The 21,992-nt window shown below is 68.8% G+C and carries 15 protein-coding genes; 5 read left to right on the top strand and 10 right to left on the bottom strand.

The window, feature by feature from the left end:
- Positions 1-25 precede the first annotated feature (25 nt).
- Both EY822_RS07195 and EY822_RS07190 read right to left on the bottom strand, forming a co-directional pair.
- On the bottom strand, positions 26-958 hold the full coding sequence (locus EY822_RS07195) for a right-handed parallel beta-helix repeat-containing protein (RefSeq protein ID WP_150307652.1): 933 nt from the start codon (positions 956-958) through the stop codon (positions 26-28).
- A gap of 45 nt (positions 959-1,003) precedes the next feature.
- Positions 1,004-1,939 carry a right-handed parallel beta-helix repeat-containing protein gene (locus EY822_RS07190; protein WP_150307651.1) on the bottom strand — a complete coding sequence of 312 codons (936 nt, stop codon included), beginning with the start codon at positions 1,937-1,939 and terminating at the stop codon, positions 1,004-1,006.
- Positions 1,940-2,261: 322 nt separating this feature from the next.
- Between EY822_RS07190 and EY822_RS07185 the strand changes: the two genes are divergently transcribed.
- Entirely contained in the window at positions 2,262-2,711 is a 450-nt protein-coding gene (locus tag EY822_RS07185; RefSeq protein ID WP_150307650.1) for an adenylyltransferase/cytidyltransferase family protein, read from the top strand.
- Here the strand turns inward: EY822_RS07185 and recQ are convergent.
- The 4 genes from recQ to EY822_RS07165 form a co-directional block, all read right to left on the bottom strand.
- Entirely contained in the window at positions 2,686-4,611 is a 1,926-nt protein-coding gene (recQ, locus tag EY822_RS07180; protein WP_150307649.1) for a DNA helicase RecQ, read from the bottom strand. The two genes, EY822_RS07185 and recQ, sit on opposite strands and share 26 nt — an antisense overlap.
- 158 nt (positions 4,612-4,769) lie before the next feature.
- The gene (trxA, locus tag EY822_RS07175; protein WP_406610080.1) at positions 4,770-5,150 is read right to left on the bottom strand and encodes a thioredoxin; all 381 of its coding nucleotides are present in this window, start codon (positions 5,148-5,150) and stop codon (positions 4,770-4,772) included.
- Positions 5,151-5,282: 132 nt separating this feature from the next.
- Complete coding sequence (locus EY822_RS07170; RefSeq protein ID WP_227497102.1) at positions 5,283-9,239, bottom strand: ExeM/NucH family extracellular endonuclease; 3,957 nt, start codon at positions 9,237-9,239, stop codon at positions 5,283-5,285.
- Between the two features lie 292 nt (positions 9,240-9,531).
- Entirely contained in the window at positions 9,532-11,361 is a 1,830-nt protein-coding gene (locus EY822_RS07165; protein ID WP_150307646.1) for a DEAD/DEAH box helicase, read from the bottom strand.
- Between the two features lie 374 nt (positions 11,362-11,735).
- Here EY822_RS07165 and EY822_RS07160 point away from each other — a divergent pair, with 374 nt between their 5' ends.
- On the top strand, positions 11,736-12,614 hold the full coding sequence (locus EY822_RS07160; RefSeq protein WP_150307645.1) for a Rieske (2Fe-2S) protein: 879 nt from the start codon (positions 11,736-11,738) through the stop codon (positions 12,612-12,614).
- Between the two features lie 153 nt (positions 12,615-12,767).
- Positions 12,768-13,751: an alpha/beta hydrolase gene (locus EY822_RS07155; RefSeq protein WP_150307644.1), complete on the top strand. Its 984-nt coding sequence runs from the start codon at positions 12,768-12,770 to the stop codon at positions 13,749-13,751.
- A 4-nt stretch (positions 13,752-13,755) separates the two neighbouring features.
- On the opposite strand, the gene EY822_RS07150 is transcribed toward EY822_RS07155, so the two are convergent.
- Positions 13,756-17,085: an efflux RND transporter permease subunit gene (locus tag EY822_RS07150; protein ID WP_150308812.1), complete on the bottom strand. Its 3,330-nt coding sequence runs from the start codon at positions 17,083-17,085 to the stop codon at positions 13,756-13,758.
- A gap of 148 nt (positions 17,086-17,233) precedes the next feature.
- On the opposite strand from EY822_RS07150, the gene EY822_RS15380 reads away from it, so the two are divergent.
- Positions 17,234-19,264 carry a DUF2207 domain-containing protein gene (locus EY822_RS15380; protein WP_227497101.1) on the top strand — a complete coding sequence of 677 codons (2,031 nt, stop codon included), beginning with the start codon at positions 17,234-17,236 and terminating at the stop codon, positions 19,262-19,264.
- Between the two features lie 30 nt (positions 19,265-19,294).
- Positions 19,295-19,945 carry a membrane protein YczE gene (gene yczE, locus EY822_RS07140; RefSeq protein ID WP_227497100.1) on the top strand — a complete coding sequence of 217 codons (651 nt, stop codon included), beginning with the start codon at positions 19,295-19,297 and terminating at the stop codon, positions 19,943-19,945.
- 55 nt (positions 19,946-20,000) lie between these two features.
- Here yczE and EY822_RS07135 read toward each other — a convergent pair whose 3' ends face one another.
- The 3 genes from EY822_RS07135 to EY822_RS15375 all read right to left on the bottom strand — a co-directional run bounded on the left by EY822_RS07135 (position 20,001) and on the right by EY822_RS15375 (position 21,948).
- The gene (locus tag EY822_RS07135; RefSeq protein ID WP_150307643.1) at positions 20,001-20,744 is read right to left on the bottom strand and encodes a MerR family transcriptional regulator; all 744 of its coding nucleotides are present in this window, start codon (positions 20,742-20,744) and stop codon (positions 20,001-20,003) included.
- A gap of 101 nt (positions 20,745-20,845) precedes the next feature.
- Positions 20,846-21,388 carry a GNAT family N-acetyltransferase gene (locus EY822_RS07130; protein WP_227497099.1) on the bottom strand — a complete coding sequence of 181 codons (543 nt, stop codon included), beginning with the start codon at positions 21,386-21,388 and terminating at the stop codon, positions 20,846-20,848.
- 2 nt (positions 21,389-21,390) lie between these two features.
- Entirely contained in the window at positions 21,391-21,948 is a 558-nt protein-coding gene (locus tag EY822_RS15375; protein WP_227497098.1) for a GNAT family N-acetyltransferase, read from the bottom strand.
- Positions 21,949-21,992: the final 44 nt, after the last annotated feature.

The following is a 21,992-nucleotide window of genomic DNA, read 5'->3' as shown; positions in this document are numbered from 1 at the left end:
GTGTACGGCGTGGCACCGGAGTGGACTAACGACCTCGGGTGATCGTTACCGGAGCGCCATCTGTGAAGAAATTTCCCCTCGACACCACCGTGGTGGACGGGGGTGCGATGATCGCGCAGTTGAAGTGCGAGGTGTTCCGGCCGAACACGTTGTTCGCGACGACGAGACCCCGAATGGGTCCGTAATCGTTCTCATCGACGTTCACGCTGCAGAATCCGTTGTCCACCTCGTTGCGGAGGAAGCGAACATTCGACACCGGACCCCGGTCCTGGGTGATCTGCATGACCGCTGCCCGCGGTCCGGTCATCACGTTGTCGGCGATCCTGATGTTCGCTCCGGCCTGGATCTGGATGGAGTCGTCATGGCTCGGCCCGCCGTTGTGATTCGGGTCGACGGCGAAGTGCAGATGGTCGCGTATCCATGACGACTCGACGACTACGTCGTCACCGGTGATGTGCACGCCGTCGACCACCGAGGAGATCACCACATTGCGCAGCGTGAAGTTCGACCCGATGACACCGTTGATGTAGGGCGAAGGATGGGTCGCGATCAGTTCGCTGTCGCGCACGGTGAAGGGGTATCCGGTGGTGAAGTTGCTCACCAGGGCCGAGTTCTTCTCCACCGGGCGTCCGCGCACGATCGTGTTCATGATGGTCACGTCAGGAGCCCGGATGAAGATCAGCCCGTGAACGTCGAGTCCGTCGACGTATGCCCCGGGCTCCTTGACGATGATGTCGCCCTCGTGCACGGTCAGGCGCGTCCCGGCCGGCACGCCCGGAGTGTTGGAGGTGAACTCCGCGCCGCTTACCTCCTCCTGCTGGTTCGCGCCGCGTCCGATGAACAGCACCGCGATGATGAGGAGAACGACGAGGACCCCTGCCGCCAGGGTGACCCTGTGGCGCCGAGGCGCGCGAGGGCCACTCCTCGCGGCTATTTCCGCGGTCGTCGACACATCCATGACTGGTGAGTGTACGTCGCCCGCCGGGGTGACTCATGCGAGCGGTTACTTGCCGAAAATCCAGATGGCCTGACCATTGTCGCGGAACGTGTTCGCGCTCATCGCGATCCTCGTGGTGTCGGGGGCGACGATGGCGCAATTCGGGTGACCCGTATTCCGACCGAAGGTGTTGTTCGACACCGTCAGACCCTGAATCGACGAGCGATCCCCCTCGGAGATGTTCAGGCTGCAGTGGCCGTTGTCGACGCGGTTTCCGGTGAAGGTGACGTTGGAGACGGCACCGGTGTCCTGGGTGATCTGCAGGACGGCGTTGTGCGGGCCGGTGAGGATGTTGCCGGCGATCCGGATGTTGTTGCCCGACTGTACTTGGATCGAGTCGTCGTGGCTCGGCGTGCCGCGGTGATTCGGGTCCCGGAGGAAGTGGAGGTGGTAGTGGAACCAGGACTTCTCGATCGTCACGTTGCTTCCGGTGATGTGCACGGCGTCGACCACCCGGCTGATCTCCGAGTTGCGGACGGTGAAGTTCGAGCCGATGATGCCGTTGATGTACGGCGAGCGGTGGTCGGCGATGAGCTCGCTGTTGATGACAGTGAACTTCGCGCCGGAGCGGTAGTTGCTGATGAGTGCGGAGTTGCCGTCGACGACCCGGCCCCGCACGATCGAGTTCTTGATCACGACGTCCGGCGCCTTGATGGTGATGAGGCCGCGGACGTCGAGGCTGTCGATCACGGTGCCGGCTCGCGTGACGACGATGTCCCCGTAGTGGACCCTGAGCCTCGTGCCCTCGGGCACGCCGACCTCGTAGCGCAGGCTCGCGCTGGCGGCTGTCGGCGCTGACAGCAGTGGGACGGCTGATGCCGGCGTGGACACGGGGCTGAAGCCTACGAGGACCAGCGAGAGGATGGATGCCGCACCGAGAGCGGTGAGCGGGCGGCGGTCGGATTTTGTGGCGCGCCGAAAGCGCGGTTTGGCGATGGCCATGACGGGGGATGTCCTTAAGTTCGTCCTGATGTGGGCGCATCAGGTGGTTGGAGAGGCGAAACTTTCGGGCGTTATGCGAACGTTACATTTCGCAGCTTCACAGTAACAAGAAAGCCGCGCATCTGCACGTTCACTGTGAATCGCCGTGTCGATTTGCTATTCCTTCGTATTTCCCCACTGTCCCTCGAAGGTGGGAAGGCGCCCCAATTCCACGCTCGAGGATGACAGGAAGGCCGCAGGCCGGATAATCTTCGTCAAGGCACGCGGTCGACTACCCACCGACAGCATTGCGAGCCGTCCACCCGAAAAGAAAAGCTGGCACGTGACCCGAAGAATTGGCTATGCAGCAGGCGCATTCGACCTGTTCCATGTTGGACACCTCAACATCCTCAAGCACGCGAAGAGCTCGTGCGACTACCTGATCGCCGGCGTCGTCTCCGATGAGATGCTCGAGTTGAACAAGGGCATCACCCCGGTCGTTCCGCTCGCGGAGCGCCTTGAGATCGTGAGCCACATCAGCTACGTCGATGAGGCGATCGCGGAGGTGCTGCCCGACAAGCTCGACACCTGGCGCCAGGTCGGTTTCGACATCTTCTTCAAGGGCGACGACTGGCGCGGCACCGAAAAGGGACTCCGCCTCGAGGAGGAGTTCGCCGCGGTGGGCGTGGAGGTCGTGTACTTCCCGTACACCGTGCACACGTCGAGCACGCGTCTCCGGAGCGCCCTGGATGCGCTCACCGGGCGCGTTACGCCGGTCGCTCAGGAGGCGTAGCCGCCACGACGGCGAGTACCCCCTCGCCGTACGACTCGAGTTTCTTCTGACCCACTCCGCCGATGACGGACAGGTCGCCGAGCGACGCGGGCCGGGCCGTCGCGATTTCCCGCAGGGTGGCGTCGCCGAACACGATGTACGCGGGCATACCCTGCTCGCGTGCCTCGGCGGCGCGCCAGGCTCGGAGGCGCTCGAACAGGTCCGCCGCGTCCGGTGACAGGTCGACGGCGGCGCCGCCCGCGCTGCGGCTCGTTCTGCCGTTCGTCGACGGACGCCTCGTGCGCTCGGCTTCGGCGCGCAGGGTGACGCTGCGCCGTCCGCTCAGCACCTCGGCGCTCGCCTCGGTGAGAACGAGCGTGCCGTAGCCGTCGTCGTTCACGGCGAGGAGACCCTGCGCGAGCAACTGGCGCACGACGCCGCGCCACTGCGCCTCGGCGAGGTCCTGACCCACACCGAACACCGTGAGCGTGTCGTGCTTCTGCTGCTCCACGCGCGGGGTTCGTTTGCCTCGGAGGATGTCGATGATGTGGCCCGCACCGAAGCGCTGGTTGCGCTCACGGTGCAGGCGCACGACCGCGGACAGCACTTTCTGCGCCGCCACCGTGCCATCCCAGCCCGCGACGGGTTCGAGACAGGTGTCGCAGTTGCCGCACGGGGTGCTCCGTTCCCCGAAGTAGTCGAGCAGCTGCACGCGCCGGCAGTCGATGGTCTCGCACAGGGCGAGCATCGCATCGAGGTGCGCGGACAGCCGGCGTCGGTGCGCCAGGTCGCCCTCCGACTCGTCGATCATGCGGCGCTGCTGAACCACGTCCTGCAGGCCGTACGCCAGCCAGGCGGTCGAGGGCAGTCCGTCGCGACCGGCCCGTCCGGTCTCCTGGTAGTACCCCTCCACCGACTTGGGCAGGTCGATGTGCGCCACGAACCTGACGTCGGGTTTGTCGATGCCCATGCCGAACGCGATGGTCGCGCACATGACGATGCCGTCCTCGCGGAGGAAGCGGGACTGGTGGGCCGACCGCGTGGCCGCATCGAGACCGGCGTGATAGGGAAGCGCGGGGATGCCCGAGTCCGACAGGAACTTGGCCGTCTTGTCCACCGTGGCCCGCGACAGGCAGTACACGATGCCCGCGTCCCCCGCATGCTGGGTGCGGAGAAGATCGAGCAGCTGCTTCCGCGGCTCGTCCTTCGACACGATGCGGTACTGGATGTTGGGGCGGTCGAACGACGACACGAACGTTCGAGCGCCCTCGAGCTTCAGTCGCGCGACGATGTCCGCCGCGGTTGCCCGGGTCGCGGTGGCGGTGAGGGCGATGCGCGGTATGTCGGGCCACCGGTCGGCGAGCAGGGAGAGCGCGAGGTAGTCCTTGCGGAAGTCGTGACCCCACTGCGACACGCAGTGCGCTTCGTCGATGGCGTAGAGGGATACCGTGGCGCGATCGAGCAGCTGACGGGTGCGCTCGAGGATGAGCCGCTCAGGCGCGAGGTAGAGCAGGTCGATCTCTCCGGCGAGCAGGCGCCGCTCCACGTCGCGGGACTCCTCGACGGACTGGGTGGAGTTCAGGTACTCCGCCCGCACGCCCACGGCGCGGAGCGCATCGACCTGGTCCTGCATGAGGGCGATGAGCGGTGAGATGACCACCCCGGTGCCGTTCCGCACGAGCGCGGGCACCTGATAGCAGAGAGACTTGCCACCCCCGGTGGGCATCAGCACGAGGGCATCGCCACCGGCGATCACATGCTCGATGATCTCTTCCTGGTCGCCGCGGAACGCGTCGTAGCCGAAGACCCGGCGCAGCCGTTCGAGCGCCGATCCGAGCGGGGCGGCGGGCGCCGTTCCCGAGGCGTTCCCCACGGCTCCTCCTGCGCCCTGCGGTGCTACGGCGGCGGGGCTGGAGTTCATCCCGGCAATGGTAACTCGGAAGACGCGGCACCGCACGGCCCACCCCACCACAACGACGGCGGCGGCGGCGGCGGCTCAGGAGAGTGCCCCACGAAAGCGGCCCCGCACGCGTGTCGCGTGCGGGGCCGCTTTCGCGACATGCGTCGGGGGGGGTGAACCTATTCGGTCTCCGCCGAAGCGGCGGCCTCTGCCTCGGCCTGCGCCTTGAGAGCCGGGATGTCGACGGCACGCACCTGCTCCAGCAGGGAGTCGAGCGCCTGCGGCGGCAATGCGCCCGCCTGGTTGAAGATCAGCGTCTGATCCTTGAACACCATCAGGGTGGGGATGGCGGTGATGCTGGCTTGCGCGGCGAGATCCTGCTGGGCCTCGGTGTCGACCTTGGCGAAGACGATGTCGGGGTTCTTCTCCGAGGATGCTTCGAACACGGGAGCGAACTGCTTGCAGGGTCCGCACCACTCCGCCCAGAAGTCGACCACCACGATTCCGTTGCTGTCGACCGTCGTCTCGAAGTTCTCTGCGGTCATCTCCATAGTTGCCATGCGGTTCATCCTTTCGTTTCGTCGTCGGGAATGCCAACCTCGACGGCCCGCCCAATATTTCATCGGGTGCACGGAGGCGGGGGCCCGGCATGCGCCGAGCCCCCGTGATCTTCCGGGTTGTGCGAGTAACGCCTAGCGCGAACGCCCCGGGCGGAGCGTGCCCGCGCGGCGAGCGACGACGCCCAGCCCGACGAGCAGCATGGCGATCAGCGCGATCGGGAGGGCGGCCGCATCGGCTCCGGTCGACGCGAGCTTGCCGCCGTTGCCGTTGCCGTTCCCGGCTCCGTTCCCGTTCCCATTGCCGTTTCCGGCTCCGTTCCCGTTGCCGGCCCCGTTGCCGTTCCCGTTGCCGTTCCCGTTCCCGTTCCCGTTCCCGTTCCCGTTCCCATTGCCAGGCCCGTTCCCGTCCTCGACGGAGACCGGGAGCGCGAGAACCGCCTCCGTGCCCGTCTCGGTCACGGCGACCGTGAGGTCGAAGACCCCGGCCTCGAGGCCGTTCGGCACCTCGAAGGACAGGGTGGCGCGACCCTGTTCATCCGTGGCGGGGACCACCGTGCCATCGATGGCACCGGAGGCCACTTCTTCCCCATTCAGCGACAGGGTCACCGTGCCCGTGGTCGGACCGCCGTTGCTGAACAGCAGCGATGACAGGTCGACCGTGACGGTCTCCCCCGCGACGTATCCCGCGGCGTCGGCCGGGGCCGACAGGGTGGCGCCTACCGAGCGCTGACGGTAATCCGGGGTCGCCTCGGGGTTGCCCTCGAAGTAGTCGACCATGCTCTGCAGGTCGATGCGTCCGGAATCCGCGCGATCGGTGCCCGCCGCGAAGGTGGTGAAGTTGTCACCACCGCTGGCGAGGAAGGCATTCACGACCACCCGGTAGCTCTCCGTCGCCTCGATCGGCGAACCGTCGAGGTACGCGGCGGTGATGCGCTCGCCACGCGCCGCGGTCGGGTCGTAGGTGTAGGAGAAGCCCTCGGAGACCCCGAGCTTGAGGAACGGTCGCGACGACCCCTCGGGCTGCCACTGCTCCTCGAGCACCGACACGATCTGCTCCCCGGTGAGGCTCATGGTGAAGAGCGAGTTCGCGAACGGCTGCACCTCCGCGGCTTCACGGTAGGTGACCACGCCCTCGGCGTCGCCCGTGGTGTCCGGGTCGGCCTCGTAGTCGAGGTCGGCGCGAAGGCCACCGGGGTTCATGAAGGCGATGTCCGTGTCCAGGTCCTCGGTGGCCGACAGCTGCACGTCGGCCACGAAGTTGCCGAGTGTCGACTCGCCGCCGCGGTTCTCGCCGATGCCGGCATCGGTCGGCTGAGTCGCGCGACCCAGGTCGGCCGTGATGCGGCCCACCTCCACGGCGCCCAGCTCGTCCGCGACCTCGACGGCGTCCGCCACGATCTGCACGACCTCCGGTGTTGCCCCGGACGGGTCGAACGTCGGCGTGGTGACCGTGTCCGGCGGTGTGCCGGTCGTGATGGTGAGCGGTACGACCTCGCTGACGATGGAGATCAGGTCGCCCGTGAGCGAGTCGATCTCCATGTTGAGGTGGCCGATCGCCGTGCCGTACTCGCCCGACTGGAGCACGGGGCGCACGGTGGTGGTTCCATCGATGGTGACCGGGTGGTTGTACTGCTGGTGCGTGTGTCCCGACACGATGGCGTCGACGTCGGACGACGTCTCGGTCGCGATCCGGCCGAACGCCGAGTCGTCGGTCGACGCGGAGATGTCGCTCACCGCGGCGCCCTCGTGCACGAGCAGCACGGTCACGTCGGCCTCGCCGTTGCTCTCGTCCCCGTCGCGCAGGTCGGCCGCCACGCGGTTGACCTCCGTCACGATGTCCCGGAACTCGAGCGTCTCGATGGCCGACGGCGTCACGAGCGACGGCATGTCCTCCGTGATCGCGCCGATGAAGCCCACACTCACCCCGTCGACCTCGGCGACGAAGTACTCGTCGTAGGCCGGCTCACCGGTGTTGCGGTCGTAGATGTTCGCGGCCAGGTACGGGAAGTCCGCATCCTGCAGCACGCGGTCGTCCACGTCGGCACGGCCCTGGTCGAACTCGTGGTTGCCCAGAGCGGACACGTCGAGTCCCATGGCATTCAGAGCGTCGAGAGTCGGCGCGTCGTCCTGAATGAACGACGTGAACGTCGACGCTCCGATGTTGTCCCCAGCCGACGCGAACAGGGTGTTGGGGTTGTTCGCGCGGAAGAAGTTGACGGCGCTGCTGAGGACAGCGGCTCCCGCCGTGGTCCCGTTCGCCTCGAGGCGCCCGTGGAAGTCGTTGATCGACACCACGTCGACCGTGACCGTGGGCGTGTCGATGCCGACGAGGATCGGGTCGTGGTCGCTCGAGCGGTAGACGGTTCCCGCCTCGGCGGCGCCGAAGCGGTACTCGCGGTCGCTCCACTCGGCGGAGTTGATGTTCCACACGCCCGCACCGGTGATCCGCTCCACGAGGGACGGCGTCGCGATCGCGTGGTCGAGCGATCCGAGCTCCCCGTCGAAGGTGTAGGTGTACGAACCGGGGGCGACGGCAGGCACCAGGTCGGTGTACCCCGCCGCCTCGAACACGTCGATGGGGTCTTCCTCGGAGTAGGCGTTGAAGTCGCCGACGAGCAGAACGTCGTCGCTGCCGCTGGCCTCCTGCACCGTGCCGACGAAGTCGACCACCGCTTCGGCCTGAGCCACCCGGTCGGCGTTGAAGAGGCCCTGGCCGTCGGCCGGTTCCTCGCCGTCGCCGCCCTTCGACTTGAAGTGGTTCGCGATGACCGAGATCGTGAGGCCGTCCACGTCGAACGCCTGGGCGATCGGCTCGCGGGCGTTGTCCCACACCGTCTCGTCCACCTGGGTGAGGCTGTCGCCCACCGGGGTCACCGAGGTGGCGCGGTAGATGATGGCGTTGGTGATCTGATCGGTCTCCGCGGTGCCGTCGACGAGCGGCGCGGGGGTCGGCACGTAGTCCCAGACCTCGGCGCCGATGGCGGCGTTGAGCGCGGCCACGAGGTCGGCGGTAGCGGTGTCGGCGGGCTTGCCGAAGGCGACCGAGTTCTCGATCTCCTGCAGCGCGACGATGTCGGCACCGAGCGCGTTGATGGCCGCGACGATCTTGCCCCGCTGCAGCTCGAAGAGCTCGGGAGTCGTGGCTCCCCGCTCGCCGAGAGTGGTGAAGTAGTTGAGCACGTTGAAAGCGGCGACGGATGCGTCACCGCCGACGGCGGGCGGCGCGATCGGGCGCGGGTTGGTCGACTCGAAGGTCGGCACGAGACCGGTCGCGTTCGTGTCGTTCACCGGCACGGTCGGCTGCAGGCGCCAGTCGTCGAACCCGTAGGAGAGCACGTACGGCGCCTCGGGGAAGACGACGGTATCGCCGTTGCGCACGACGGTGGCGGCGCTCAGGTACGGCTGCTCGCCCGGGTGATCGGCGTTCGAGATCTGGATGCTGTAGCCGTCGTCGAGCAGGATGCGGCTCGCACGGTTGGCGGCGGCGATCGCGTCGGCACCGGCGCCGGGCTGCACCTGCTCGGTGCTCTTCACGGGCAGGGTGTCACCGGCGGAGAGCCACAGCGAACCGAAGTTGTAGGCCTGGTGCGTGGAGGCGAGCAGGTAACTGCCCGTCGGTGCGACGAGCATGCCCTCGAAGGCCTCGCGGTCTCCGCCGACGACGTCGTCGGGGAGCGGTGTGACGGCCGGGGGCGCGAGCGGTGCGGACAGCGCCTCCAGAGCGCCGTCCGCCGAAGCGGTGATCTGCGTGAGCCCGAAGTACTCACTGACCGGCCCGGTCACCCGGATGCTGTCGCCCAGAGCGAGTTCCGTGGTCGCGGCGGCGCTTCCGAGGAAGACGAAGATTCCGTCGGAGGCGCCGGGGGTCGCATCCGAGTCGCCGCCGCTGGCGGCCGTCTGCAGGTAGAAGCCGGCGTAGCCACCGGTGCGGTGATCCGCCGTGACGACGCCCTCGACCGTGACGGTGGATCCGACCAGGGGGGACGCGCTTCCCGTGCCCTGCACGTCGGCGATGGTGTGCGTGACCTCGGCCGCGGAGGCCGGGATCGCAACGAGAGTGGAGAAGCCGAGGGCGCCTGCGGTGACCACGGCCGCGGTGGCGAGTCTCCCTGTGTGCTGGCGCGCACGACCTCTGGCGGCGTGGGCTGGTCGGACAGGGGATTGCATACCGGGGGACTCCTTCGTGCGAACGATGTGCCGGCTCACCCGCATGGGGGCCAGTGCTGAGCCTAGGGTCCGGGGCGCGACCACCGCTAGAGAGGAGTGCCCTCGCGTAACCCGCCGTTAACCCCGACTCGCCGTCCGGGTATCGCGCCCCGCCCGAAGTGCAACGGGGGCGGGGTGCGAAACGGCGAGCCCGGTACGGCGGCGTGCGGCGCGGCTAGAGCGCGGCCAGTTCGTCGAGCAGCACGTCTCCCGGTACGGCGGTCTGCGTGGAGGCCGAGATCTCCGCACGGTCGAGCAACTCGTCCATGCGACGGCGACGCGACCGGTTGATCAGCGTGACGACGGTGCCCTGCTTGCCCGCACGGCCGGTACGGCCGGAGCGGTGCATGTAGGTCTTGTACTCGTCCGGCGGGTCGGCCTGGATGACGAGGCTGATGTCGTCCACGTGGATGCCGCGAGCCGCGACGTCGGTCGCCACCAGCACTCGCACCCTGCCGCTCGTGAGCAGCTGGAGGTTGCGCGTGCGTCGCGCCTGGTTGAGGTCGCCGTGCAGCGATGTGGTGGGCACGCCGGCGTCCTCGAGCTGGTCGGCCAGCTGGTCGGCGAAGGCCCGGGTGCGCGCGAAGATCAGCGTCTTGCCCTCGCCCTGCGCCAGCTGCTCGATGATCGCGGTCTTGTCGCGCTGCTCGATGAGCAGCACCCGGTGGTCGATGGTCGAGGATGCCTGGTCCTCACCGGCGACCTCGTGCACGGTCGGGTTCGGCAGGAACTCGTTCACGAGCTGCGCCACGCCCTTGTCCAGCGTCGCGGAGAAGAGCAGCTTCTGCCCACCCTCTGCGGTCTGGCGCAGGATGCGCTGCACCGGCTCGAGGAAGCCGAGGTCGCACATGTGGTCGGCCTCGTCGAGCACGGTGATGAGGATCTCGCTGAGGTCGAGACGCCCCTGCTCGATCAGGTCCTCGAGGCGGCCGGGCGTCGCGATGAGGATGTCGACGCCGCGCTGGAGCGCACCGACCTGGCGGTGCTGGGGCACGCCGCCGAAGATCGTGGTGGTGAAGAGCCCGACGCTCCGGGCGATGGGCTGCACCGTGCGGTCGATCTGCATCGCCAGTTCGCGGGTGGGGGCGAGGATGAGCGCGCGGGGCTTACGGCCCATCTTGCGGTTCTTGCCACCGTTGTTCTCCATCAACCGCTCCACGAGGGGCGCGCCGAAGGCGATGGTCTTGCCGGAGCCCGTGCGGCCGCGGCCGAGGACGTCCTTGCCGGCGAGAACGTCGGGAATGGTGGCCGCCTGGATCGGGAACGGCGCGCTCGCACCGAGCTCGCCGAGCTGGCGCACGATGTTGCCGCCGAGACCGAGGTCCGCGAAGGTCACGCCCTCGACATCGGTCGCCGTAGTCGTCTGAGCCTCGAGGCGCTCGAGCACCACGTCGTCGTTCGGCGTGAAGCGGGCCTTCTCGTCGCGGCTGGGGTAGAAGGAGCTGTCGGATTGGCGGGGTGCGCTGTCCCGGCGGGGACGGTCGCCGTACGACGGACGCTCGCCCCGCGACGGGCGATCGTTGTAGGCCGGGCGCTCGCCCCGCGACGGGCGATCGTTGTAGGCCGGGCGCTCGCCGCGCGACGGACGGTCGTTGTACGCGGGACGCTCGCCACGCGACGGGCGATCGTTGTACGCAGGACGCTCGCCGCGCGACGGACGATCGCCGTACGCGGGACGCTCACCCCGCGACGGACGATCGTTGTACGCAGGACGCTCGCCGCGCGACGGACGGTCACCATACGCGGGACGCTCGCCCCGCGACGGACGATCGTTGTACGCGGGACGCTCGCGCGGCTCCCAGTTGGGTCGCTCGCTACGGGGAGCATCGGAGCCGCGTCGTGCTGCCCGCTCATCCGCGTTCCACCGCTGCTTCTTCGGCGCCGCGTCGTCGACCGGCTTATGGCCGCGATGGCCCGGACTGCGACTGCCGGACTTGGCCCCGCTGCGCTTCGGGTCGTAGTTCTTGGCGGCGCGGAGGCCGCCGGTGCTGGTGTTTTTCGGCATGACGATGTGTTTCTGGGTTTTTCTCGATTGCATGACAGAGCACAATGCAAGCGGCACGACGACTCGCCCCGGACGCCGAAGGCGGAGGGGGATCATCGGAACTACTAGAAACCCGGGCAGTCGTTGACCGGGGCCGTGTCAATACGTGACATTCTCGCGCGGAGTAGCGAAGAAACCGGCCCACCTGACTTACAAACCCATCCGCCCGGCGTGGAACCGAGGCAGTGTCAAGAGCCGACCGACCAACGTTACCCCACATCCCCGCTTTCCGCACGGCTTCGCTGGCAATAGGGTGCGGGCGCGCGAGTTCCGCCGCACAGCGGGTGGCACAGGAATAGCGTTTCGGAACACGCCATCTACGCGAGGAGAGTGCCATGAAGGTTCTTCCACCGTTCCGCTACATCTCGGTGCTCGAAAACGCCACGGGCCTTGATCCGGCCATTGACAAGGTGAAGTCGGTCGTCGTCGGCCTGCTGCACCCGCGGTGGCTCGAGGACATCCTGCACGGGGTGCCGATCGGGCATCCGTTGCACCCGGTGGCCGTGCTCGTGCCGGTCGGTGCGTGGACCTCGGCCGCGGTGCTCGATCTCGTGCCGGGCACGGAGAAATCCGCCCGGCTGCTCGTCGGCACGGGAATCCTCTCGGCCCTTCCCTCCGCGGCGGCGGGCTGGGCGGACTGGTCGCGACTGCACAAGCAGCAGCAGCGTGTCGGCCTGGTGCACGCGGCGACGAACATCACCGGCGTGGTGCTGTACAGCGCGGCCTTCGTGCAACGCAGTCGCGGGAAGATCCTCTCCGGCAAGGTCCTGTCGTTCGCCGGCTTCGCCGCCGTGATGACCGGGGGCGTGCTCGGCGGTCACCTGTCGTTCCGGCAGGCGTCCGGCGCGAATCACGCCGAGGACGTGCCGCATCGCATCGAGCCCGGCTGGCACGATGTCGGCACGGTGGCCGACATTCCGCTCGGCAGGCTGACGAAGCGCATGGTCGGCGACGAGCCCGTCGTGCTGCTCCGCTCGGGCGACGACATCCACGCCCTCTCGAACACCTGCAGCCACCTGTCCGGGCCGCTCGATGAGGGAGAGCTGATCGACGGGGACGACCCCTGCGTCACCTGCCCCTGGCACGCCAGCATGTTCTCGATGACGACGGGCGACGTGGTGCACGGCCCCGCTACCTCCCCGCAGCCCCGCTTCGAGACGCGCGTGTCGAACGGTCGACTCGAGCTGCGCCTCCCCACGACCGGCCAGATCTAGCCGACGCGCCCGGCACGTCGGCCGAAAGCGGCGCCCCCGACCCGGGGGTTTCGGACGCGTGCCCGCGTCCCCTAGTCTCGACCCAGCTCCCTTCTCGGCGTTCGCGGATCGGGTGAGTTCCACCACCCGATCCCGCGTTCCCCCGGAGCCCGAATGAAGCACAGGATGCTGATCCTGGCCGCCGCCCTGGCCACGACCACCATCGCCCTTGTGCACACCGCCACCCCGGTCGCCGTCGAATCGGCAGTGGCGGAGTCCCCGACGGTCGGCATCCTCAGCTGGCTCGGTTCACCCGACGTCACGGTGGTGCCCGATCTCGTCTACGGCACGGCCCCCGACGGTACGCCGCTCACCGCCGACGTATGCCTCCCCGCGGCCTCGGCAACCGGCGGAGAAGCCCCCCACGACGACGCGGTGGGTGATGCGGACGGCGCCGCGGCGCTCCGACCGGCGGTGATCGAGGTGCACGGCGGCGGGTGGTCCCGAGGTGACAAAGCGGAGCCCGAATGGCGACTCACCTGCCAGTGGCTCGCGTCCGAGGGTTTCGTCGTGGTGAACGTGAACTACCGTCTCGCTCCGCAGTTCCCGTTCCCCGCCGCGATCGACGACGTCACGGCCGCGGTCCGCTGGCTCCGCTCCCCCGCCGTGGCCGAACGCTTCGCGGTGGATCCCGAGCGGATCGGGGCGTTCGGCGGCTCGGCGGGCGGCAACCTCGCCGCCCTCCTCGGCACGCGGGGCTCCGGTGACGTCACGAGCGGCGAGCGCGTCGCCGCGGTGGTCGCCGTGTCCGCCCCGTTCGACCTCACTGCTCACGGCCAGACGCTCGGCGCCTACCCCGGCTGGCTCACGGATCGCGAACTGTCGTACCTGGGTTGTGCGGCATTCGACGGCTGTGCGGCCGCCATCGACGCATCACCGGTGTCCTTCGTGGATCGCACCGATCCGCCGATGCTGGTGGCGCAGTCCGCCGACGAGTTCATTCCCCTGGCGCAGGCCGAATCGTTCGCGGCCGCTCTCGCGACGGCGGGCGTGGATCACACGCTCGAGGTGGACGCGGGCATCGAGCACTCGACCGCCGCCCTGGACGAATCGCTGCGCGCCCGGGTGGCGGACTTCCTGCGCGACGCCCTCCGCTGAGCGGTCAACCCTGCGAGCGTCGCAGCCCGCGCACCACCGACCGGAGTCGACGCGCTGGGCGGCGCACCACCGCCCACACTCGACGCGCTAGGCGGCGCACCATCGACGGCTGGCCCTCCGCACGCCGCTCGCCGTAGCCCTCGACGAGGTAGTACAGCACCGGCAGCACTACCAGGGTGAGGAGGGTCGACGACACGAGCCCCCCGATCACCACGATCGCCAGCGGCTGCGAGATGAAGCCCCCGCTTCCCGTGAGCCCGATGGCGAGCGGCACGAGCGCGAAGATCGTCGCCAGGGCGGTCATGAGGATGGGTCGGAGCCGCCTGCTGGCGCCGTGCACGATCGCGTCGCCCACCCGCATCCCGCGATTCCGGTACTGGTTGATCAGGTCGACCAGCACGATCGCGTTCGTGACCACGATGCCGATCAGCATGAGCACGCCGATCAGGGACGCAACCCCCAGCGGGATGCCGGAGACGACCTGCAGTGCGATGGCGCCGGTCGCCGCGAACGGAACGGAGACGAGCAGCAGAAGCGGCTGCCGCAGGCTGCGGAATGTGGCCACCATGACGATGTAGACGATGAGGATGGCGACGAGCAGCGCGATGCCCAGTTGCTCGAACGCGTCGCCCTGCTGGGAGGTGACGCCGCCGAGCTGCGCAGACGCGCCCCCGGGAAGGTCGATGGCGTCGACCGCCTCCTGCACCACCGCGGAGGCGGTGCCGATGTCGTCGCTGTTCGGCGTGACGCTGATCGTCGCGCTTCGGAAGCCCTGGGTGGTCGTGATGTTCGCCGGACCGTCGACGACGTCGACCGTCGCGAGGTCGGTGAGCGGAACGACGCCCGCCGGGGTGGGGATGCTGAACGACCGGAGCTCGTCGAGCGTCGTGGGCGCGTTCGCGTTGGCGATGTAGATGCTGAGCGTGTTCTCGTCGATCACGACCGACCCCACCGCCGCGGGCAGCCTCGCCTCGGCGACGATGCCACCGACCACGATCTCGCTCAGCCCGGCGGCGGCGGCGGCCGTCCGGTCGACCTGCACGGCGATGTACGGGCGGGTCTCGGAGAGGTTGCTGCTCGCTTCGGCGACCACGTCGAGGTCGCGCATCTCGGCGAGCACGGCCTCCGCGGCCTCGTTCAGCTCCGACTGTCCGTTCGCGGTGATGTTCACCTCGATGTCGCTGGACGAGAAGCCGGAGCCGGCCGCGGCCACGGTGACCTCGCCGACCTCGTCGAGTCCGCGGACCGAGGTGCGCACGTCGGCGCGCAGCTGCTCCTGGTCCACGTCCGCATCGGTGGTGATGGAGAAGGTGACGGCGCCGCCGCGGCCGAACGCCGAGCTGAGGAAGCCGCCATCGGAGCCGATGGAGAGCTGCACCGTCTCGACGCCGTCCACCTCGAGCAGCGCGTCCTCCACCGCGCTCGCGGCGACATCCTGCGCCTCGAGGCTCGTTCCGGTGGGCAGCTCCTGGGAGACCGTGAGGGTGTTCTGCCCGCTGTCGCTCAGGAAGTTGGTCTTCATGCTCGGGATGAGGGCCACCGTGCCGCCCAGCACGAGCAGGGCGATGAGGATCGTGGCCACGGGGCGTCGGAGGGTCCAGGAGATGACCGGCAGGTAGCCGCGCTGGAGGCGCGTGGGGGTGTCGAGCTCGTCCTCCGCGTCATCCTGTGAGAGTGCCTGCCGCCGCGTGCGGGGGTGAGCGGCGGCGACAGCCGTGGAAGACGCGCTCGTGGTGGCGGCACCCGCCGTCGCCGCCTCGAGTTCGGCGAGCGCGTCGGTCCCGCCGCGGGGTGCACGCGTCCGCGAGGGGCGGAGGAACCAGTACGCCAGCACCGGAACGATGGTCAGCGCGACGAACAGCGAGGCGACGAGCGCGATGGTCACCGTGAGAGCGAATGGACGGAAGAGCTCTCCCGTCACATCGCCGACGAGCGCGAGCGGCAGGAAGACGGCGACCGTGGTGACGGTCGACGCCGTGATCGCGCCGGCGACCTCCCGCACGGCCTGGGTGATGGCGATCATGCGGTCCGGGGTGAACGAGAGGTGGCGTTTGATGTTCTCGATCACGACGATGGAGTCGTCCACCACCCGCCCGATGGAGATGGTCAGCGCACCGAGCGTGAGGATGTTGAGCGTGTAGTTCGACGCCTGCAGACCGATGAAGGTGATGAGCACCGATGCCGGGATGGAGATCGCCGTGACCAGCGTGGATCGGAGGGACATGAGGAACACGAGGATCACGATCACCGCGAACACGAGCCCGAGCAGGCCCTCGGTGGTGAGGCTCTCGATCGACTGCTCGATGAACGGAGCCTGATCGAACACGACGGTGAACTCGGTGTTGCTGCCGATGTCGCTCGCGAGCGTGGGCAGGAGTTCCTGAACCACGTGCGACACGTCGACGGTGTTGCCGTCCGGGGTCTTCGTGACCGCGATGGTGAGCGACGGCTGACCGTTCACCCGCGAGATTCCGGTGACGGGGTCGTCGTCGAGCTCGACGGTGGCCACGCTGCCGATCGTGGGCACGGCCCCGCCCGGAGCGGCTCCGCCCGGAGTGGAGTCGCCCGGAGTGGAGTCGGCACCGGCACCATCGGCGGCCAGGAGCGGTATGCCCGCGATGTCGTCGATGCTGCGGGTGCGCGACCCGGTCTGCACGCTCAGCGTCGAGCCGTTCTCGGTGATCTCCCCGGCGGGCAGCAGCACGCCGTTCGCGTCGAGCGCGTCCCGGATGGACCCCGTACTGAGGCCTGCTGCGGCGAGCGCCGCGGGGTCCGGGGTGATGACGACGCGCTGCCCCAGGGTGCCGAGCAGGCTCGCCTCGCGCACGCCCTCGAGCGCCTGAATGTCGGCGAGCACCGCGCCCTCGAGGGCGGTGGTCAGCTCTCGCTGGTCGAGATCGCTCGTGACCGCGACCTGGAGAACGGGCAGGTCGTCGATGGTTCCGGTGATGACCTGCGGGTCGATGTCGGTGGGCAGCTGCGAGCTGATCCGGTTGATCGCCTGCTGCACCTTCTGCTCGGCCGTGGCCAGATCGGTGCCGAACGCGAACGACGCCGAGACGGTCGAGACGTTCGTCGTCGACGTTGCCGTCGTGTCCTCGAGGCCCGGAACGGCCTGCATCGCCGTCTCGATCGGCGTGCTGACATCGTCGTTGACCACCTCGGGTGCCGCGCCCGGATAGGCGGTCACCACGACGAGCCGCGGGAAGGAGACGGAGGGGATGAGCTCCTGCTTGAGCGAGTTCAGCGCCAGCCCACCGAAGATGGCGATCACCACGGTGACCAAGGCGATCAGCGCCCGGTTACGGAGGCTGAAGACGGCCAGAAGGTGCACGATTGCTCCCGTGAGTGTGTCGCCGCGGGGGCGGCAGAGGGCGGAGAACTCGCGCGGCGAAGCGCTCGCACAGTATGCCATTCCGCAATGGGGAAACCGCCGTGCGGAATCCCGGCCGATGCGTCGCCGGGGCTTCTAGAGTCGGGGCATGCCAGCGCTCCGACTTCCCCTCGCTCGTGCGGTGTTCGGGAGGGTTCTGCCCGCCCTTCTTCTCGCCGGCGCCGCGCTGGTGCCGTCCGTCACCGCGCCGCTGTCGGCCGGTGCCGCGTCGCCATCCACGGCAACCGCGGCATACGCCGCCGTACGCGGTACCGACGACTTCCGCTTCTCCTCGTTCGAGGCCGACTACTACCTCGAACGGGCGGATGACGGATCGTCGCGCCTCCGCACCGTGGAGACTCTGGTGGCCGAGTTCCCCGAGAGGGATCAGAACCGCGGCATCGTGCGCGCGATCCCTACGGGGTACGAGGGAGCAGACGTCGGGTTGCGCATCACGTCGGTCACCGACGCGGAGGGGAACCCGGTGCCGTTCGAGGAGGACGAGGAGGACGACTTCCGGGTGCTCGCCCTCGGCACCGACGAGTTCGTGCGCGGGACACAGACCTACGTGCTCGAGTACGAGCAGCGCAACGTCACCCGGAGCTACGACGACACGAGCGCCGACGAGTTCTACTGGGACACCAACGGCACCGGATGGGACCAGCCCTTCGGCACCGTGAGCGCTCGCGTGCACCTGACCGCCGACCTCGCGGGTGCCCTCACCGGCAACGCCGCCTGCTACGTCGGGGGCGAGGGATCAGCGGATCCCTGTTCGATCGATCTCGACATCGACGATGGAGGCGCCGTGTTCACCGCTTCTGCGGATGATCTGACCGCCGGTGAGAACGTGACGGTGGCGATCGGTTTCGAACCGGGCACCTTCACCGAGCCCGCCCGCGCCAAGGACGCCGCGTGGGTCGGGATCGTTCCCGGTGTCCTCGCCGCACTGTCAGCGGCAGTCGCCGTTGCCGCCGCGCTCGTCCGCCGTTTCCGGTTGCGGCACGCGGCCGGACGCCCGGTGATCATTCCCGAGTATGCGCCACCCCGTGGCATCACCCTGCTCCTGGCCGGCGACATCGTCGGCCGTCCGTCCTCGGCGCTCGCCGCCCAGCTCATCGACTTCGCCGTTCGGGGGATCGTGCGGGTGGTCGACGACTCCGGAACCCCCACCGACAGGGACGGCCGCACCGAGGAGCCCGCGCCCGAGTCGGACGACTCGCAGTACACGTTGGTGCTGGTCCGCAGCGACGACATCGACGACTCGGAGCGGGAAGTGCTCACCGCGCTCTTCGGCAGGAAGCTCACGCCGGGCAGACGGCGCCCCGTGGACGACGTGGACGAGACGATGGCGGAGGCGCTGCACGAGCACCTCTCGGCGGTACCCCGGCAGGCACTCGACCGCGGGCTGCGGAACACACCCCGGGTGCCCGCCCGGGTCGCGCTCCTCACGGCGGCGTGGCTCCTCATCGCGGTGACCGGTCTGGTGCTGGTCGTGCTCGCCGTGATCGACGCCCTTGTCCTGCCGTCGGTGCTCCTGATCGGAGGGACCATGGCGCTCGCCGTGCTCGCGATCGTAGTGCTCTCGAGCGGTCCGCGCCTCACCCCGGCGGGGGCAGAGGTCCGTGACCACCTTCTCGGTCTGCGCGACTACCTCGAACTGGCGGAGGCCGATCGATTCCGCATGCTGCAGAGCCCGCTCGGAGCGGAACGGAGCAGCGACCGTGCGCACGCCGGTCGTGTGGCGTGGCGTCGCGACGCCGGTCGTGCGGCCGGCCGCGGGTCGGATGCCAGCGCATCTGCGGGCACAACCGCGGACGGGGGTGCAGCGGATGAGCAGCAGGTCGTGCGCCTCTACGAGCGCTTGCTCCCCTATGCGGTGCTGTGGGGCATCGAGGAGCAGTGGGCCGAGGAACTCGATCGTCTCTACGCATCGTCGGGCACCGGACCCGACTGGTACGCCGGACCCCGGCCGTACAACTCCGCATCTTTCGTAGGACTGACGGGATCACTGCATGCGCAGGCGACGTCGGTCAGCGCCACCGCGTGGGCCGCGAGCGGGGGAAGCGGGGGCACGGGAGGCTCCATGGGCGGCGGGTTCTCCGGAGGTGGTGGCGGGGGCGGCGGCGGGGGCGGGCGATAGGGAATCGTCCCGCTGTGCTTGGATGAACCGGTGACGAGACGCATAGCCCAGCTGCTTCTCGGCCTGTTCCTCTACGGCATCTCGCTCAGCATGATGATCCGAGCCGCGGTCGGCGTGAGCCCGTGGGACGTGCTCGGCCAGGGCGCCGCCCTCCGAGCCGGGATTCCCTTCGGCGTCGCGACGAATCTGGTCGGCCTCGCGGTGCTCGTGTTGTGGATTCCGTTGCGCCAGCGGCCGGGGATCGGCACCGTGCTGAACGCCCTGCTCGTCGGCCCCAGCGCCGAGGTGGGGCTCGCCCTCCTCGAGCGCCCCGACGCGCTGTGGGCACGGGTGCTGCTCTTCACGGGTGGGCTGGTGCTGCTCGCCGTCGCGACCGGGCTCTACATCGGCACACGGTTCGGCCCGGGCCCGCGGGACGGTCTGATGACGGGGCTGCATCAGCGCACCGGCTGGCCGATCTGGTCGGTCCGGGGTGGTATCGAGCTGACCGTGCTCGGTATCGGCTGGCTGCTCGGCGGCAACGTGGGACTCGGCACGGTGGCGTTCGCGCTACTCATCGGACCGCTGGTGAATCTCGCCCTGCCCGTCTTCGCCATCCCGGCCCGCCCGGCCGACGACCGCACCGGACTCGGAGGAGACGTCCCTCCCTCCACCCCGGTGCTCGATTCCCCGGCCCACTAGGGCCGGATTCCGATGCCGTCGCCGGAAACGGCCTGACAGGTCGGGCCTCGACGCGTCAGAGGTTGTGCTCGGCGTACGCCCGCATCGCCTCCCGCACGAATCCCGCGTACTCGACACCGTCCCGCGCGTAGTTCCCGGCGAAGCGCGGGTCAGCGACGTACATATCGGCGAGCCCGAGGAAGTAACCCTTGGACACGGTTCCCGTCGAGGTCTTCAGCCAGTCGTAATGGCGCTGCGCGATCGCCTGGACCTCGCCGCTCGCCGGATCCTGGCCCGCTGCACTCGCCGTACCGTAGTCGGCCGCAATATCCAGGTGCTGCTGCCCGACGTCGCGCTTCTGCTGCGCGGTGAGCGACCGCCACCAGCGGTCACCCGTCGCGTACGCCTCGGCGCCCCATCGCTCCTCCACCTCGTCTCGGTAGACGGTGTGATCGAAGCCCTCGAACATCTCCTGTGCCATCAGTTGTTCACCTCCCTCCCATTTCGCGATCGTGGTTTCGACGGCGGCGATCTGCCGCTCGAGTCGCTCCGACTCGCGCCGGAGAGCAGCCAACTGAGCCCGCAGGGCGGTTCCGTTGTCGGTCTCGCCCGTCATCACCCGGCCGATTTCCGGCAGCCCCAGTCCAAGCTGGCGCAGGATCCGGATGCGCTGCAGGCGCACGAGGGCGTCCGCGTCGTAGAAGCGGTACCCGTTCGCGCCGATCCGCTTGGGCTTGAGCAGACCGACGTCGTCGTAGTGACGGAGCGCACGAGACGTCACGCCGGAGGCGCGCACCACCTCCTGAATGGACCATTCCATCGCTGCTCCCCTCTCTCGGTGCGTCCGATCGAGCCGGTTTCATCAGCGTACAAGTTGACGCAGCGTCAATGTCAAGCACCCTGCCTCGCCGGAAGGGACGCTCAGGAAACGCCTCGTCGTACCCGTTGCCGAGTGGTCTCCCATTCCTCGCGGAGGAGCTCGAACCGCACATACCGGGACGGCTGGCCGAGGAAGGACTCCTCGTTCCCTACTCCGGTCTCACGCATGCCTAGCCGACGCAACACCTGCACGGACGCCGCATTGGCCTCCACCGCCTCCGCCCACACGCGATGCAGACGCATGTCGCCGAAAGCGCGGGCGAGCGCCGCTCGTGCAGTCGCCGTGCCCAGTCCCTCACCCCACCGCGCCGACGGCGCGATGAGGTAGCCGAGTTCCCGTGCATCCGGTTCGTCGCCGTGGAGATCCGCGTAGCCCACGGGCACCCCGTTCGACACGGCGAGCAGGCGCAGGAGGAACGGATCCGGGGAGACGATTCGATCGCGCCACCAGGCGGTCGCTTCCGCGTATGGCCGGTGTGGACGCCACCTCGCGTGCGCGCAGAACACCTCATCCGCTTCCCAGCCCACCAGCACCGGCACGTCCGACTCCCGAAGCGGACGGAGTTCGACGGACGGCGGTCGCATGGTCACCCTCGCGGCCATCCGGGCTGGGGTGCGCGCGTGTCGTCGCGGCCCAGCCGACCGGTCCACGACGGCGTGGAAGCGCCATCCCGGCCGAGAGTCATCCCGTCGCGCTGTCCCGTGTACCGGTAGCCGACCTTTTCGGCGACGCGCAGCGAAGCATGGTTCCCCACCACGCATTCCCAGAGCACATCGGTACGTTCGGTTCGATCGAAGGTCGCGTCGATGACCGCGGTGAGCGCCTCGGGCATGATCCCGCGGCCACGGTGAGGAGCACCGAGCCAGAAGCCGACCATGCCACTGTCGACCCGGATGCAGATCACCCCGAGGAGGGGTTGCCCGCTTCCGTCCCGGATCGCCCATGTCCACTCGTCATCCTGAGCCCACCCGCCGGGCACATGCTCGTTCACGAAGTATTCGGCGTGCTGTCGTTCGTACGGCCACGGGGTCACCACGAACATCTCGAACACCGGGTCGGAGCAATACGACGCAATGTCGTCCACGTCATCCACGGAGGGCTGGTCGAGGATGAACCGCTCGGTCCGCAGGGGGAAGGGCTGCATGCCACCCGACCATAGCGCCATGCCGACCGGCGTCGATCCTTCCC

It is taken from the genome of Planctomonas psychrotolerans (assembly GCF_008642235.1).
Taxonomy (GTDB): domain Bacteria; phylum Actinomycetota; class Actinomycetes; order Actinomycetales; family Microbacteriaceae; genus Planctomonas; species Planctomonas psychrotolerans.
The sequence above is the reverse complement of the archived record's forward strand: the minus strand, read 5'-3'. Positions and strand labels throughout refer to the sequence as shown.